The following is a 15,672-nucleotide window of genomic DNA, read 5'->3' on the forward strand; positions in this document are numbered from 1 at the left end:
AACGGGCATGGCCGCCATGAAACATTTCCCGAAACTGCTCTCTTCGCAGATCGGCTTCGATGTCGCGCAGACCATGCTCGACGGCTTCAACCGTCACTATCACAACTTCTGCGACGCGGCGGCGAGGGCGCGGACGTTCTTCGAGGCTGCCGACTGGCGCGCCCTGCAGCAGCTCGCGCGCGAGCGCATCGCCTCGTATGACGATCGCGTGAAGGAGTGCGTGGTCGCGCTCGAAGACGAATACGGCGCCGAGAGCATCGACGACGAAGTCTGGCAGCAGATCAAGCTGCACTACATCGGCCTGCTCACGACGCACCGGCAGCCCGAATGCGCGGAGACGTTCTTCAACTCCGTGTGCTGCAAGATCCTGCATCGCTCGTACTTCAACAACGATTTCATCTTCGTGCGGCCCGCCATCTCGACCGAATACATCGAGAACGACGAGCCCGCCGCGAAGCCCACTTACCGCGCTTACTATCCGGGCAAGGACGGCCTCGCGGCGACGCTCGAGCGCATCGTCACGAACTTCCAGCTGGAGACGCCGTTCGAGGATCTCGGGCGCGACGTCGACTGCATCATGCAGACGATGCTCGACACCTTCGGCGTGGTCGAGCCGAAGCCCAACTTCCAGATTCACGTGCTGTCGTCGCTGTTTTTCCGGCATAAAGGCGCGTATATCGTCGGGCGCATCATCAACGGCGATCTGCTCGCGCCGTTCGTCGTGCCGATCCGTCATGTGGAAACGGGCAGGCTTGCACTGGACACGGTGCTGTTGCGCACGGAGCAGCTGCTCATCCTCTTCAGCTTCTCGCACTCGTATTTTCTGGTGGACATGGAAGTGCCGTCCGCCTATGTCGAGTTTTTGCGCACGATCATGCCGCGCAAGGCCAAGGGCGAAATCTACACGTCGCTCGGGTTGCAGAAGCAGGGCAAGAACCTGTTCTATCGCGACTTGCTGCACCACCTCTCGCATTCGAGCGACCGGTTCATCGTCGCGCCCGGCATCCGCGGCATGGTGATGATCGTGTTCACGCTGCCTTCGTATCCGTACGTGTTCAAGGTCATCAAGGACAGCTTTCCCGCGCCGAAGGAGACCACGCGCGAGCAGGTCGAAGCGAAGTATCAGCTCGTGAAGCGTCACGACCGGCTCGGGCGCCTTGCCGACACGCTCGAATATTCGAGCGTGGCGCTGCCCGTCGCGCGGCTCGACGAGGCGCTCGTGCGCGAGCTGGAGACGCTGGCGCCCTCGATGCTCGAGTACGAGGGCGACAACCTCGTGATCCGTCACGTCTACATCGAGCGGCGCATGGTGCCGCTCAATCTGTATCTGCAGAACGGCAGCGACGCCGAAGTCGAGCACGGCATACGCGAATACGGCAACGCGATCAAAGACCTGCTGCGCGCGAATATCTTTCCGGGCGACATGCTCTACAAGAATTTCGGCGTGACGCGCAACGGCCGCGTGGTGTTCTATGACTACGACGAGATCGAATATCTCACCGATTGCAACGTGCGCGCCGTGCCGCCGCCGCGTCATGAGGAGGACGAACTATCGGGTGAGCCATGGTACGCAGTCGGCCCGCGCGACATTTTTCCGGAGACGTACGGCACCTTCCTGCTCGGCGATCCGCGCGTGAAGCGCGCATTTCTCGCGCATCACGCGGACTTCTTCGAGCCCGGGCTTTGGCAGGAGAGCCGCGCGAGGCTCATCGCGGGCGAAGTGCCGGACTGCTTTCCCTATGACGCATCGATTCGTTTTAGCGTGCGTTACCCAGAGCGTTTCGCGCGTGACGACGCGCCGGCCGTGCGCGTTGCCTGAACGCGCGGCAAACAGGTTTGAACAGACTCAAGCGGATTCAAACGGGTTCAAACGGATTCATCAAGGAGCACAAACATGAGTGAGACGCAAAAGCAGGACGCCATCGTGATCGTTTCGGCGGCACGCACGCCGATGGCGGGTTTTCAGGGTGATTTCGCGACGCTCACCGCGCCGCAGCTTGGCGCGGCCGCGATCGCGGCGGCTGTCGAGCGCGCGGGCTTGAAGCCCGAGCAGATCGACGAGGTCGTGATGGGCTGCGTGTTGCCCGCGGGGCAGGGCCAGGCGCCCGCGCGCCAGGCGGCACTTGGCGCGGGGCTGCCGCTCGCAGCGGGTGCCACGACCGTCAACAAGATGTGCGGCTCGGGCATGCGCGCGGCGATGTTCGCGCATGACATGCTGCTGGCGGGCTCGGCCGATGTGATCGTCGCGGGCGGCATGGAGAGCATGTCGAACGCGCCTTATCTGCTGCCGAAGGCGCGCGCCGGCATGCGCATGGGCCACGGCCAGGTGCTCGACCACATGTTCCTCGACGGCCTCGAAGATGCCTATGACAAGGGCCGCTTGATGGGCACGTTCGCGGAAGAATGCGCGGGCGAGTACGACTTCTCGCGCGAGCGCCAGGACGCATTCGCGATCGAGTCGCTCAAGCGCGCGAAACGCGCCAACGAGGACGGCTCGTTCGCATGGGAAATCGCGCCGGTGAAGGTGGCTTCGCGCGCGGGTGAAACGACCATCGAGCGCGACGAGCAGCCGTTCAAGGCCAATCTCGACAAGATCCCGACGCTCAAGCCCGCGTTCAGCAAGACCGGCACGGTGACGGCCGCGAATTCGTCGTCGATTTCGGACGGCGCGGCGGCGCTCGTGATGATGCGCGAATCGACGGCGAAGCAGCTCGGCCTCAAGCCGCTCGCACGCGTGACGGGCCATTCGACCTTTGCGCAGCAGCCCGCGAAGTTCACGACGGCGCCGGTGGGCGCGATCAGGAAGCTGTTCGAGAAGACCGGCTGGACGGCGGCCGACGTCGATCTCTACGAGATCAACGAGGCCTTTGCCGTGGTCACGATGGCCGCGATGAAGGAGCACGATCTGCCGCACGAGAAGGTCAACGTGAACGGCGGCGCGTGTGCGCTCGGTCACCCGATCGGCGCTTCGGGCGCGCGCATTCTCGTGACGCTGATCGGCGCGTTGCGCGCACGCGGCGGCAAACGCGGCGTGGCGACGCTGTGCATCGGCGGCGGAGAAGCGACGGCGATGGGCGTCGAACTGCTGTAGGCTAGCGCCAGAAGAAGCGCGCCGCCTTGAAAAACGGGGAAGCGGCGCGCTGCAGCGGATTCAATGCACAGACAAGCAAGGTGACGAGATGAAAACAGCGTTGATCGTGGGCGCGTCGCGGGGCCTGGGTCTCGAGTTCGCGCGGCAGTATGCGAAGGCCGGCTGGCGCGTGCTGGCTACGGCGCGCGGGCCCGAAGCGCTCGAAGCCTTGCGCGCAATCGGTGCGCAGACCTTCCAGCTCGACATCGCGCGGCCGGAGGAGATCGCCGCGCTCGGATGGAAGCTCGACGGCGAGCGGCTCGACGTGGCGCTCGTCGTCTCCGGCGTCTACGGTCCGCGCACCGAGGGCGTGGAGACCATCACGGCCGAAGACTTCGAATACGTGATGAACACCAACGTACGCGGCCCGATGCAGCTGATCCCCGTCCTGTTGCCGCTCGTCGACGATGCCCACGGCGTGCTCGGCGTGCTGTCGAGCCGCATGGGCAGCATTGCGGAGACCACGGGCACGACGGGCTGGCTCTATCGCGCGAGCAAGGCCGCGCTCAACGACGTGCTGAAGATCACCTCGCTGCAAACGCGCCGCGCCACCTGCGTCGCGCTGCATCCGGGCTGGGTGCGTACCGACATGGGCGGCGCGCACGCGGCGATCGACCCGGCGGTGAGCGTCGCCGGCATGCGCGAGGTGGTGGCCGAGGCGGCCGCCGCGCGCGACGTCTTCAACGGCCGCTTCTTCCAGTACGACGGCACCGAACTCGACTGGTAAAGCGCCGCCCGTCTGCGCTACGCTTGCGGCCTCTCGCAACGGAGCCTTGATCCATGAACGCTGAAACCGCGCGCGTCGTCTTGCCCGCCGCCCGGCCCGCCGATTGTCCTTGCGGCGGCGCCGCACCCAACCAGAAAGCGCCTGCCAAGGCGCCGCGTTACGCGCAGTGCTGCGGCCGCTTCATCGACGACGCGGCGATCCCCGCCACGGCGCTCGAGCTGATGCGCTCGCGCTATACGGCCTACGTGCTGGGCGAGGAAGCGTATTTGCGCTCGACGTGGGCGCCCGAAACCTGTCCCGCCGATCTCGACGTCGATCCCGCAGCCGAAGGCGCGCCGCGCTGGCTAGGCCTTGCCGTGAAGCGCCACGAACAACACGACGACGCGCGCGCGATCGTCGAATTCGTCGCGCGCTACAAAACGGGCGGCCGCGCGTTCCGGCTGCACGAAACGAGCCGTTTCACGCGCGGCGACGACGGCCGCTGGCGTTATGTTGACGGCGACGTTTCGTCTGGCTAACGAATTACTGACTGCCGCAAAAAATACGGTAATAAATTCCCGCCCTGATCCGCCGTCATGGCGCCGGAAGTAATGTCTTTGCAAACAAGCGCTTACTGAACAATTGCGGGGCCGTTGTCCCCGCGCGACGCTCGTCACCCGGACCTTTTAAAAAACTCGCACATTCGCCAGAAACCGAACGCCGCATCTGCGCCGCGCCTCATAGGGCTGCGGGCAGTTGGCATGCCTTATGCCGGGTTAGCCCTGAATTGCACAATAAATATTTGTCGTGCGAGTATCTAATCACGGTGCCCCGCACGATACGTAAGTGCATAGTGAAGAAGTTTTTTCACTTGATGCGTGTATCGACTGCAATGGGTGCTGGCGGCGGGTCTGATCGACGATAGAACTGCGCCGCGCAGGTGTTCCGATCGATGCAATTCCACGTTACGGGTACACGCCCGCTCCTGGCTTCGCGGCCAGGCGCAACGGTGTCTCGTTGTGCCCTGAAAGGGCTGAAGCGTGGGTAATGGTCGGACGGTTGTCGGATTCACAGCAGCAGGTCTTTTGCAGGTGGTGTAGCGCATGGCGTTCAGGAAGCTCCTTACCGGATGGGTCGTAGCCGGCACCGCGTGTGTGCTTTCGGTTGCTCACGCAGCGTCGCTTTCCGATCCGGCAAGTGCGAGCGCGAACCCGCAACTCGCCGCCAATGCCACGGCCACGCATTCCGCCAACGCTCCCCAATCCAGCCTCGCAGGCGGTCCCCTCGGTAGCGCCATCGTGCCGCGTATCGCGCTCGACGACGCGTATCTGCCCGTCGTGCCCGCGAGCATGAACGAGCAGGTGATCCGCGTTCCCGTGGATGCATCCGGCGACGTCACCCTCGAAACCACGATTTACCGCCCGAACGGCCCCGGCCCGTTCCCGATGGTGATCTTCAACCACGGCAAGATTCCCGGCGACCCGCACCTCCAGTCTCGCAGCGACCCGCTCTCGTTCGCGCGTGAATTCGTGCGCCGCGGCTACGTCGTCGTCGCACCGAACCGCCAGGGCTTCGCGGATTCGGGCGGCTCGTATCAGCAGGACGGCTGCGATGTCGCGAGCAATGGCCTTGGCCAGGCGGCCGATGTCGCTTCGACCATCGCGTACATGTCGAAGCAGCCCTATGTCGACGCGAGCCAGATCATCGTCGCGGGCACCTCGCACGGCGGCCTTGCCACCATGGCCTACGGCACCGAGGCGGCCAGCGGCGTGCGCGCGCTCATCAACTTCTCGGGCGGCCTGCGCCAGGACGCCTGCACGGGCTGGCAGAACAACCTGACCCAGGCATTCGGCAACTACGGCGGCAAGGCCCGCGTGGCCTCGCTCTGGCTCTACGGCGACAACGACTCGGTCTGGTCGCCCGATCTCGTCGCGAAGATGTTCGCCGCTTACCGCGACGCGCAGACGGGTGAGGATCGCCCGGCCGCGACGGCGAAGCTCGTGGACTTCGGCGCATACAAGAACGACGCGCATCGCCTCGTGGGCGATCGCGACGGCGTGAAAGTCTGGTGGCCTACGGTCGAGGCGTTCCTCGCCAACCGCGGCCTGCCGACGGCGGTGCAGTATCGCGTGGCCGCGCCGGTCGCGCCCCGCGGCACCGGCTACGCGCAGATCGACTCGGTCGGCGCAGTGCCTTTCGTCGATCAGGCGGGCCGTGACGGTTATCGCAACTTCCTCAAGCAGTATCCGAGCCGCGCCTTCGCCGTCTCCGACTCCGGCGCATGGTCGTGGGCCGAAGGCGGCGACAATCCGATGGCCGTGGCGATCTCGAACTGTGAAAAGCACAGTGCCGATCCTTGCCGCCTCTATGCCGTCAACAACACGGTGGTCTGGAACAACGGCGGCACGCAGACCGCTCAGACCGGCGACAGCGACACGACGCGCGCCACGGCGGACAACACCACCGACGACAGCGACCACCCGCTGGCGAGCCGGTAAGGCGCGTTGCCCGGCGAGTGCCGGGCTCGAACTCTGCATCGCATCTGAAGCTTGCGGCCCCAAAGCGGGCCGCTTTGCTTTTGTGCGTGGCGCTTTGCTTTCTGGTCGCCGCTGCCATCTCCTCGCACGCAATCTGCACACAAGACTCGTTGTGTTGCCCGCTATCGTCTGACTTTCGTCCGCCTGCGCTGGCGGACGTGTCGCCAAAAATATCCGGCGCGCCGTCCCGCGTTCTGCAATTTCGCACCGGCGCACAGATTTTTTGCATAAGGCGGGTTCACTTTGCCGTCGTCATCTCCGCGCATTTCTGGTCTTTCGTTTCCATCGGTCCGGAGTTGTGCCGAACAGCTCTAAACGCCGCGCCGCCGTGCGTTGGAGGCCGATTTTGGGGGTAGTGCATTGCGGCAGCTAACACGTTAATCTCGGTCCCGCTGTCGTATCGGGAGTCGTATTTGAATTCGCAATCTCATCTTGCCCGCGAAGATCGCGCCGCGACCGACTGGGTCGCTCGCAGCCTGCGCGCCGTGTGGCACCCCTGCACCCAGATGAAACATCACGAGCGCCTGCCGCTCGTGGCCGTCGCACGCGGCGAAGGCCCGTGGCTGCACGACCGCGAGGGCCGCCGTTATCTGGACGCGATCAGTTCGTGGTGGGTGAACCTCTTCGGCCACGCCAATGCATCGATCAATGCCGCGCTCAAGGCGCAGCTCGACACGCTCGAGCACGTCATGCTCGCGGGTTGCACGCACGAGCCCGCCGTGGAGCTTGCCGAGCGGCTGTCGGCGCGCACGGGCGGCGTGCTCGGCCACGCGTTCTTCGCTTCCGATGGCGCGTCGGCCGTCGAAATCGCGCTGAAGATGAGCTTCCATTCGTGGCGCAACCGCGGCGAGAGCGACAAGCGCGAATTCGTCTGCCTTGCCAACAGCTATCACGGCGAGACCATCGGCGCGCTCGGTGTGACCGATGTGAAGCTCTTCAGGGATGCTTACGATCCGCTGCTGCATCACGCGCATGTGGTCGCTTCGCCCGACGCGCGCGCCGCGCAACCCGGTGAAACGGCGGCGGATGTCGCTGCCCGCGCGCTGGCCGATGTCGAGCGTCTTTTCATCGAGCGCGAGGGTCGTATCGCCGCGCTGATCGTCGAGCCGCTCGTGCAGTGCGCCGCCGGTATGGCGATGCACGACCCCGCGTATCTCAAGGGCCTACGCGCGCTGTGCGACCGCCATCGCGTTCACCTGATCGCCGATGAGATCGCCGTCGGCTGCGGGCGCACCGGCACGTTCTTCGCGTGCGAGCAGGCCGACATCTGGCCCGATCTCCTGACGCTCTCGAAGGGCATCAGCGGCGGCTATCTGCCGCTTTCGATCGTGCTGTCGCGCGACGCGATCTACGAGTCGTTCTACGACGACGACACGACGCGCGGCTTCCTTCATTCGCATTCGTACACGGGCAATCCGCTCGCGTGCCGCGCGGCGCTCGCCACGCTCGACTTGTTCGAGCGCGATGACGTGCTCGTCACGAACGCGCACAAATCGGCGCAACTGCGCGAATTGTTCGATCCTCTCGCCGCGCATCCGCTCGTGCGCAACCTGCGCCAATGCGGGACGATTCTCGCGTTCGACGTGGCGCTCGCAGACCCGCAGCGCGCGGCGACGTTTTCGCGCCGCTTCTTCGAAAACGCACTGCAGCGCGAACTGCTGCTGCGCCCGATCGGCACGACGGTCTACGTCATGCCGCCATACATTCTGGATAACGAAATGCAGGCGTTCCTCGCTGCACGCACGCGCGAGACTTTCGACGCCACCGTCGCGGAGGACCTCTGACATGGCATTGCTCGACACCCTCGAACAGGGCTTGCGCGATATCGACGCGCGCGGCCTGCGCCGCCGCCGCCGCACCGCCGACACGCCTTGCAGCGCCCATATGCAGGTGGACGGCCGCGCGACGATCGGTTTTGCCAGCAACGACTATCTCGGTCTCGCCGGGCACCCGCAACTGGTCGCGGCCATCGCTGAAGGCGCGCAGCGTTACGGCGCGGGCAGCGGCGGCTCGCATCTGCTGGGCGGGCACTCGCGTGCGCACGCCCAGCTCGAAGACGATCTCGCGGCATTCGCGGGCACCTTCGTCGATGCGCCGCGCGCGCTGTACTTCAGCACCGGCTACATGGCGAACCTGGCCGTGCTCACGGCGCTCGCGGGGCGTGGCACGACGATCTTTTCCGATGCGCTCAACCACGCCTCGCTGATCGACGGTGCGCGGCTCTCACGCGCCGATATCCAGATCTATCCGCATGCCGACATGGCGGCGCTCGCCGCGATGCTCGAAGCCTCCGACGCGAGCGCAAAACTGATCGTGAGCGACACGGTGTTCAGCATGGACGGCGACGTCGCGCCGCTCGCGCGTCTCGTCGAACTCGCGGAACAGCATGGCGCGTGGCTCGTGGTCGATGACGCGCACGGTTTCGGCGTACTGGGCCCGCAAGGCCGCGGCGCGCTAGCGCAAGCCGCGCTGCGCTCGGAGCATCTCGTGATGGTCGGCACGCTCGGGAAAGCCGCGGGCGTTTCGGGCGCGTTCATTTGCGCGCACGGCACCGTGATCGAATGGCTCGTGCAGCGTGCGCGCCCGTACATCTTCACCACGGCTTCGTCGCCGGCGGTTGCGCATGCGGTGTCCGCGAGCCTGCGCTTGATCGAAGGCGAGGAGGGCGACGCGCGCCGCGCGCATCTCAAGCATCTGATCGCGCGCACGCGTGCGCTGCTCAGCGATACCTGCTGGCAACCCGTCGATTCGCATACCGCCGTGCAGCCGCTCGTCATCGGCGCGAACGAGGCGACGCTCGCACTGCAGGCCACGCTCGAGCGCGACGGCCTGTGGGTACCTGCCATTCGGCCGCCGACCGTGCCCGAAGGCACCTCGCGCCTGCGCATTTCGCTCTCGGCTGCGCATTCGGATGCCGACCTCGATCAACTGAACGCATCGCTGCAACGCGCGAGCCTCGAAGCACAGGAGCTTGTGCAATGACGGTTTCGCTTTTCGTCACCGGCACCGATACCGAGATCGGCAAGACGTTCGTGAGCGCGGCGCTGTTGCGCGGCTTCGCCCACGCGGGGCTGCGCGCCACGGCGCTCAAGCCGATTGCCGCGGGCGCTTACGAGCGCGATGGCGTGTGGCACAACGAGGACGCCGATCAGCTCGACGCCGCCGCGAGCGTGCTGCTGCCGCCCGAGATCCGCACGCCGTTTCTGCTCAAGGAGCCCGCTGCACCGCACATCGCCGCCGCGCTTGAAGGCGTGACGCTCGATATGGCGCGCATCGTCGATTGCTACGAGGCGGCCTGCGAGCGCGCGGATGCCATCGTCGTGGAAGGCGTGGGCGGTTTTCGCGTGCCTCTTACGCCGACCGAAGACACCGCCGATCTCGCCGTCGCGCTCGGTCTGCCCGTGGTGCTCGTGGTGGGCATGCGCCTTGGCTGCATCAGCCACGCGCTGCTCACTGCCGAAGCGATTGCCGCGCGCGGATTGAAGCTCGCGGGCTGGGTCGCGAATCGTATCGACCCGGCCATGACGTTCCCCGAAGAAAACATCGCCGCGCTGCGCGAACGCCTCGCCGCGCAGTACGGCGCGCCGCTCGTCGGCGTCGTGCCGCATATGCGCGGTGCGAGCGCCGACGACGCTGCCGGACATCTGAACATCGATGCGTTGCTCGCGCGCTTGCGCGCCAACGCTTAACGCACAGTCAAGCACAGTCACGTAAAGAAGGACCCCGACACCATGACGCAAACCCACATCGACATCACCTCGCTGAAGGCCACCGCGCCGAGCGCCCAGGCCGCAGCCGAAGCCGCCGCACGCTGGAAAGTCGCCGACGTTGCCGCGCTCTACGAGCTGCCGTTCAACGACCTGATGTTCCGCGCGCAGCAGGTGCATCGCGAGCATTTCGACGCGAACGCCGTGCAGCTCTCTACGCTTCTCTCGATCAAGACCGGCGGCTGCGAGGAAGACTGCGCGTACTGCCCGCAATCGGCACATCACGACACGGAACTGGAAGCCGGCAAGCTGATGGAAGTCGACGCCGTGTTGGTCGCGGCGCGCGCAGCCAAGGCAAACGGCGCGACGCGCTTTTGCATGGGTGCGGCGTGGCGCAATCCGAAGGATCGCCACCTCGAGCCGATCAAGGACATGATCCGCGGCGTGAAGGCGATGGGTCTCGAAACCTGCGTGACGCTCGGCATGCTCGAAGATCACCAGGCGAAGGCGCTGGCCGACGCGGGCCTCGACTACTACAACCATAACCTCGATACGTCGCCGGAGTTCTACGGCAAGATCATTTCGACGCGCACCTACGAGGACCGCCTCGAGACGCTCGAACGCGTACGAGACGCGGGCATCAACGTGTGCTGCGGCGGCATCGTCGGCATGGGCGAGTCACGTCGCGAGCGCGCGGGCCTGATCTCCCAGCTCGCGAACATGGAGCCGTATCCGGAGTCGGTGCCCATCAACAATCTCGTGCAGGTCACGGGCACGCCGCTCGAAGGTACGGAACCGATCGATCCGTTCGAATTCGTGCGCACGATCGCGGTGGCGCGCATCACGATGCCCAAGGCGATGGTGCGTCTCTCGGCGGGCCGCGAGCAGATGGACGACGCGCTCCAGGCACTGTGCTTCATGGCGGGCGCGAACTCGATTTTCTACGGCGACCAGCTGCTCACCACGAGCAACCCGCAGGCGGAAGCCGACCGCAAGCTGCTGCAGCGTCTGGGCATCACGGCGCAGGCCGCGCAGCATCTGCCCGCCGACGACCACGATCATCACGACCATCACGGTCATTCACACGGCGGCTGCGGCCACTGCGAGTGACGTTTTGCACGTCGCCAAAAGCAAAAACGCCAGGCTGGGAAGCCTGGCGTTTTTTATTGCCGAACGGAACTACGCGAAGTACGGCGCGTTACGCGTAAGCCGCGCGCCGGCGCCCCGCGAGCACGAGATAGCACAGCGCGCCGATCACGAGCGAAGGCAGCGTCGCGCCGAGGTTCGGCAGCCACTGGTTGAGCGCCTGATACGCGCCGAACCCGACCACCCACGCGGCGAACGCGCTCACGTGCCAGCCGCCCGAATAGCCGTAGGCGCCGTTCAGATCGGCGAGTGCCTGCGTGTCGATGCGGCGGCGGCGCACGATGAAGTGATCGGCGAGCACTACGCCAAAGAGCGGCGCGAACACCGAGCCGATGAAGAGCAGGAAGTTCTCGTACTTCGCCATTGGCACGACGAGGCCGATCAGCGTGCACAGCGCGCCGAACGCCGCCGAGAGCCAGGGCACGCTGGCGCGCGTCCAGAACGTGCCGGTCGAGACCGCGGCCGAGTGGATATCGGCGAAGGCGTTGTCGATTTCGTCGATCAGCACGAGCAGCAGCGCGAGGCCGCCGCCGGCCTGCGCGAGCGCCGTGGTGAGGAGCGCGTCGCCGCCGCCCGCGGCGAGGCCATAGATCGCGCCGAGCGCATAGAACCACAGGTTCGCGATGCCATAGCCGAACAGCGTGCCGCGGAAGGTTTCGCCCGCTTTGCGGCCGAAACGCGTGTAGTCGGCGATGAGCGGCAGCCACGAGAGCGGCATCGCCACCACGAGGTCGATGGCGCTGCCAAACGGCATTTCGCCCGTGCCGGGGCGGCGCATCAGCGCGCCCAGGTCCTGCTTCACGAGCAGGCTCCACGTGAGCCAGGCCGCGCCCGCGAGCAGCAGCCAGATGCCCCACGTGCGCAGGAAGCGCCGCACGAACGAGAGCGGGCCGCTCACGGCGAGCAGCGTGGCGAGCACGCCGAAGATCACGGTCCAGACGAGCGGCATCGACAGGCCGAAGGCTTGTTTGGCGAGCGCATCGGCGGAATCGCGCATCACGATGATCTCGAACGAGCCCCAGCCCACGAGCTGCACCATGTTGATGACGGCCGGCACCGACACGCCGCGCACGCCGAGCGTCGGGCGCAGCGACGACATGGCGGCGAGGCCCGTGTCCGTGCCGATCACGCCCGCGAGCGCGAGCAGCACGACGCCGATCACGCTGCCGATGACGATGGCCAGGAGCGCATGGGGCAGCGAGAGGCCCGGTACGAGCAGCGCGCCCGCCTGCGCGACGAGCAGGCCGATGCCGAGCGAAAACCATAGCGCGAAGGCGTCGCCGGTGCGGAACTGGCGGCGCGCGTCGGGCACCGGCACGTTCGGCGCGTAGGTGGAGCCGGCATCGCCGGCGTGCGAATCTTGAGTCATGTGGAACGCTTTCCTCTGTATCGTCTGTTTTGTCTGTTTTATCCGGGCGCTTTCGCTCGAGCGGCTGAGGCCGCGCCTCGCAGCGCGGCGCACGCTGTCATAATGCACGACTGCATCCGGTGCGGCGGGCCGTTTTGTGGCTCGGGCGCTGTGTCCCCGAATCTGCCACCGAATTTGCCACACACGAGCGGCCAGCCGGAAAGCCGTCATTATCGCGAAAACGTCATGTTTGAAGAAACCCGTGCCAACGTCCCGCTCGCCGAACGGCTGCGCCCGCGCTCCATCGACGAGGTCATCGGCCAGAAGCATCTGCTCGGGCCCAACAAGCCGCTGCGCGTCGCGTTCGAGTCCGGCGAAGCGCATTCGATGATCCTCTGGGGGCCGCCGGGCGTGGGCAAGACCACGCTCGCGCGCCTCATGGCCGATGCTTTTCACGCGGAATTCATTGCGCTCTCGGCGGTACTTTCGGGCGTGAAGGACATCCGCGAGGCCGTGGAGCAGGCGCAGCTGCATCGCGCGCGTGGCCACCAGACGCTCGTGTTCGTCGACGAGGTCCATCGCTTCAACAAGAGCCAGCAAGACGCCTTCCTGCCGCATGTGGAGTCGGGCCTCTTCGTGTTCATCGGCGCGACGACGGAAAACCCGTCGTTCGAGGTGAACAGCGCATTGCTTTCTCGCGCCGCCGTGTACGTGCTCAAGAGCCTCGACGAGGAAGAGCAGGGCGAACTGCTCGCCCGTGCGAGCGAGGAACTGGGCGGCCTGACTTTCACGGACGAAGCGAAAAAGGCGTTGATCGGTTCCGCCGACGGCGACGGGCGCAAGCTCCTGAACAACCTCGAAATCGTCGCGCGTGCGGCCGCCCAGCAAAAGAAGACCGAGATCGACGGCGAGTTGCTCGGCAGCGCGCTGGCGGAGAACCTGCGCCGCTTCGACAAGGGCGGCGACGCGTTCTACGACCAGATCAGCGCGCTGCACAAGTCGGTGCGCGGCAGCAACCCGGACGGCGCGCTCTACTGGTTCTGCCGCATGCTCGACGGCGGCGCGGATCCGCGTTATCTCGCGCGGCGCATTGTGCGCATGGCGTGGGAGGACATCGGCTTGGCCGATCCGCGCGCCGGGCGCATCACGCTCGACGCCGCCGAAACCTACGAGCGCCTCGGCTCACCCGAAGGCGAACTCGCGCTCGCGCAGGCCGTGATCTATCTGGCCGTCGCGCCGAAGTCGAACGCGGGCTACAACGCCTATAACGAGGCGCGGCGCTTCGTGAGCAAGGACCAGTCGCGCGCGGTGCCCATCCATCTGCGCAATGCGCCGACGAAGCTCATGAAGGAACTGGGCTACGGCCACGAATACCGCTACGCGCACGACGAACCCGACGCCTACGCGGCCGGCGAGACCTATCTGCCCGATGGCATGCGCGAGCCGCGCTGGTATCAACCCACGCCGCGCGGGCTGGAGGGCAAGATCGGCGAAAAGCTCGCGCGTCTGGCCGACCTCGACGCGCAATGGCGCGAGGAACACCGCGATGAACTCCGCGAGAGGAAGCGCAAGGGCTGAAACGCCCTGAATAACGATGATGCCTGCCGCGCCGGGCTGCCCCGGCCGGTGCGCTAAAATCGTCCCTTCACACAACGAAACTGCGTCTCACAATCCCATGCTCGACATCCAGCTGCTGCGCAAAGACCTCGACGGCGTCGCGAAGCGCCTCGCCGACCGCGGCTACACCCTCGACGTCGCGGCCTTCTCCGCGCTCGAAGCGGAACGCCGCGCCATCCAGACCCGCACCGAAGAGCTCCAGGCACGCCGCAACAGCCTGTCGAAGCAGATCGGCGCGATGAAAGGCCGTGGCGAGGACACCTCGGCGGTCATGGCCGAAGTGGGCGGCATCGGCGACGAGATGAAGACGTCGGCCGCCAAGCTCGACGAGATCCAGTCGAAGCTCTCGGACCTGCTGCTCGGCGTGCCGAACCTGCCGCACGAGAGCGTGCCCGCGGGCAAGGACGAGGCCGACAACGTGGAAGTGCGCCGCTGGGGCACGCCGCGCGCGTTCGACTTCGAGGTGAAGGATCACGTGGACGTCGGCACGCCGCTGGGTCTCGACTTCGAGACGGGCGCGAAGCTTTCGGGCGCACGCTTCACGATGCTGCGCGGCCAGATCGCGCGCCTGCACCGCGCGCTCGCGCAGTTCATGATCGACACGCACACGCTCCACCACGGCTACACGGAAACGTACACGCCCTACATCGTCAACCCGGAAATCCTGTACGGCACGGGCCAGCTGCCCAAGTTCGCCGACGACATGTTCCGCGTGGAAAAGGGCGGCGGCGAGAACACGGTCACGCAGTACCTCATTTCGACCTCGGAGATCTCGCTCACGAACACGGTGCGCGAGAGCATCGTGGAAGGCAGCGCGCTGCCGATCAAGCTCACGGCGCATTCGCCGTGCTTCCGTTCGGAAGCCGGTTCGTATGGACGCGACACGCGCGGCATGATCCGTCAGCACCAGTTCGACAAGGTCGAGATGGTGCAGATCGTTGCGCCCGAAACGTCGTACGACGCACTCGAGCAGATGGTCGTCCATGCGGAAACCATCCTGCAGAAGCTCGGCCTGCCGTATCGCGTCATCACGCTGTGCACGGGCGACATGGGCTTCTCGGCCACCAAGACCTATGACCTCGAAGTGTGGCTGCCTGCGCAGAACACGTATCGCGAGATTTCGAGCTGCTCGAACACGGAAGCGTTCCAGGCGCGCCGCATGCAGGCGCGCTATCGCAACGCGCAGGGCAAGCCGGAACTCGTGCACACGCTCAACGGCTCGGGCCTCGCCGTGGGTCGCACGCTCGTCGCCGTGCTGGAGAACTATCAGGAAGCGGACGGCTCGGTCACCGTGCCGGAAGTACTGCGGTCTTATATGGGCGGCGTGGCGCGTCTCGCAGCGTCGGCCTGAGCTGCGCGGGAGATTTGCTTGCCCTCGAAACTTTTTGCACACGAGGGCTTGCAGAACTCAAAAAATGTTCTATAATCCTCGCTTCTCCGGTTGCCGACCAACACCGGGGAAGCAGTAAAAGAGCAGTACA

12 protein-coding genes are annotated in these 15,672 nt (G+C 65.8%); 11 read left to right on the forward strand and 1 reads right to left on the reverse strand.

Going from position 1 to position 15,672, the window contains the following annotated elements; all coding sequences use genetic code 11:
- Positions 1-16: 16 nt before the first annotated feature.
- The 9 genes from aceK to bioB all read left to right on the forward strand — a co-directional run bounded on the left by aceK (position 17) and on the right by bioB (position 11,190).
- Positions 17-1,819, forward strand: a complete 1,803-nt coding sequence (gene aceK / locus E1N52_RS26855) for a bifunctional isocitrate dehydrogenase kinase/phosphatase (RefSeq protein ID WP_133185888.1) — start codon at positions 17-19, stop codon at positions 1,817-1,819.
- Positions 1,820-1,894: 75 nt separating this feature from the next.
- Positions 1,895-3,091: an acetyl-CoA C-acetyltransferase gene (locus tag E1N52_RS26860; protein WP_133185829.1), complete on the forward strand. Its 1,197-nt coding sequence runs from the start codon at positions 1,895-1,897 to the stop codon at positions 3,089-3,091.
- 88 nt (positions 3,092-3,179) lie between these two features.
- Positions 3,180-3,857, forward strand: coding sequence for an SDR family oxidoreductase (locus tag E1N52_RS26865; RefSeq protein WP_133185830.1), 678 nt, complete (start codon positions 3,180-3,182; stop codon positions 3,855-3,857).
- Between the two features lie 53 nt (positions 3,858-3,910).
- Positions 3,911-4,375 (forward strand): YchJ family protein, encoded by a 465-nt coding sequence (locus E1N52_RS26870; protein ID WP_133185831.1) that lies wholly within the window; start codon positions 3,911-3,913, stop codon positions 4,373-4,375.
- A 564-nt stretch (positions 4,376-4,939) separates the two neighbouring features.
- Positions 4,940-6,334, forward strand: a complete 1,395-nt coding sequence (locus E1N52_RS26875) for a dienelactone hydrolase family protein (protein WP_133185832.1) — start codon at positions 4,940-4,942, stop codon at positions 6,332-6,334.
- Positions 6,335-6,786: 452 nt separating this feature from the next.
- A complete protein-coding gene (gene bioA / locus E1N52_RS26880) occupies positions 6,787-8,157 on the forward strand; it encodes an adenosylmethionine--8-amino-7-oxononanoate transaminase (protein WP_133185833.1) in 1,371 nt (456 codons plus the stop codon).
- 1 nt (position 8,158) lies between these two features.
- Positions 8,159-9,355, forward strand: coding sequence for an 8-amino-7-oxononanoate synthase (bioF, locus tag E1N52_RS26885; protein ID WP_133185834.1), 1,197 nt, complete (start codon positions 8,159-8,161; stop codon positions 9,353-9,355).
- Complete coding sequence (gene bioD / locus E1N52_RS26890) at positions 9,352-10,062, forward strand: dethiobiotin synthase (protein ID WP_133185835.1); 711 nt, start codon at positions 9,352-9,354, stop codon at positions 10,060-10,062. The genes bioF and bioD overlap by 4 nt, the downstream gene beginning before the upstream one ends.
- A 42-nt stretch (positions 10,063-10,104) precedes the next feature.
- Complete coding sequence (gene bioB / locus E1N52_RS26895; RefSeq protein ID WP_133185836.1) at positions 10,105-11,190, forward strand: biotin synthase BioB; 1,086 nt, start codon at positions 10,105-10,107, stop codon at positions 11,188-11,190.
- An 88-nt stretch (positions 11,191-11,278) separates the two neighbouring features.
- Here the strand turns inward: bioB and cytX are convergent, their stop codons facing one another.
- Positions 11,279-12,595 (reverse strand): putative hydroxymethylpyrimidine transporter CytX, encoded by a 1,317-nt coding sequence (cytX, locus tag E1N52_RS26900; RefSeq protein ID WP_133185837.1) that lies wholly within the window; start codon positions 12,593-12,595, stop codon positions 11,279-11,281.
- Positions 12,596-12,820: 225 nt separating this feature from the next.
- On the opposite strand from cytX, the gene E1N52_RS26905 reads away from it, so the two are divergent.
- Together E1N52_RS26905 and serS are read left to right on the forward strand one after the other, a co-directional pair.
- Positions 12,821-14,152, forward strand: coding sequence for a replication-associated recombination protein A (locus E1N52_RS26905; protein WP_133185838.1), 1,332 nt, complete (start codon positions 12,821-12,823; stop codon positions 14,150-14,152).
- 97 nt (positions 14,153-14,249) lie between these two features.
- On the forward strand, positions 14,250-15,542 hold the full coding sequence (gene serS, locus E1N52_RS26910) for a serine--tRNA ligase (RefSeq protein WP_133185839.1): 1,293 nt from the start codon (positions 14,250-14,252) through the stop codon (positions 15,540-15,542).
- Positions 15,543-15,672: the final 130 nt, after the last annotated feature.

The sequence above is a fragment of the Paraburkholderia guartelaensis genome (assembly GCF_004353905.1).
Classification (GTDB): Bacteria; Pseudomonadota; Gammaproteobacteria; order Burkholderiales; family Burkholderiaceae; genus Paraburkholderia; species Paraburkholderia guartelaensis.

What these genes read in the sequence shown, in the direction of transcription:
- aceK (WP_133185888.1), top strand. Translation starts at nt 17, where the DNA reads ATGAAACATTTCCCGAAACTGCTCTCTTCGCAGATCGGCTTCGATGTC.
- E1N52_RS26860 (WP_133185829.1), top strand. Translation starts at nt 1,895, where the DNA reads ATGAGTGAGACGCAAAAGCAGGACGCCATCGTGATCGTTTCGGCGGCA.
- E1N52_RS26865 (WP_133185830.1), top strand. Translation starts at nt 3,180, where the DNA reads ATGAAAACAGCGTTGATCGTGGGCGCGTCGCGGGGCCTGGGTCTCGAG.
- E1N52_RS26870 (WP_133185831.1), top strand. Translation starts at nt 3,911, where the DNA reads ATGAACGCTGAAACCGCGCGCGTCGTCTTGCCCGCCGCCCGGCCCGCC.
- E1N52_RS26875 (WP_133185832.1), top strand. Translation starts at nt 4,940, where the DNA reads ATGGCGTTCAGGAAGCTCCTTACCGGATGGGTCGTAGCCGGCACCGCG.
- bioF (WP_133185834.1), top strand. Translation starts at nt 8,159, where the DNA reads ATGGCATTGCTCGACACCCTCGAACAGGGCTTGCGCGATATCGACGCG.
- bioD (WP_133185835.1), top strand. Translation starts at nt 9,352, where the DNA reads ATGACGGTTTCGCTTTTCGTCACCGGCACCGATACCGAGATCGGCAAG.
- bioB (WP_133185836.1), top strand. Translation starts at nt 10,105, where the DNA reads ATGACGCAAACCCACATCGACATCACCTCGCTGAAGGCCACCGCGCCG.
- cytX (WP_133185837.1), bottom strand. Translation starts at nt 12,595, where the DNA reads ATGACTCAAGATTCGCACGCCGGCGATGCCGGCTCCACCTACGCGCCG.
- E1N52_RS26905 (WP_133185838.1), top strand. Translation starts at nt 12,821, where the DNA reads ATGTTTGAAGAAACCCGTGCCAACGTCCCGCTCGCCGAACGGCTGCGC.
- serS (WP_133185839.1), top strand. Translation starts at nt 14,250, where the DNA reads ATGCTCGACATCCAGCTGCTGCGCAAAGACCTCGACGGCGTCGCGAAG.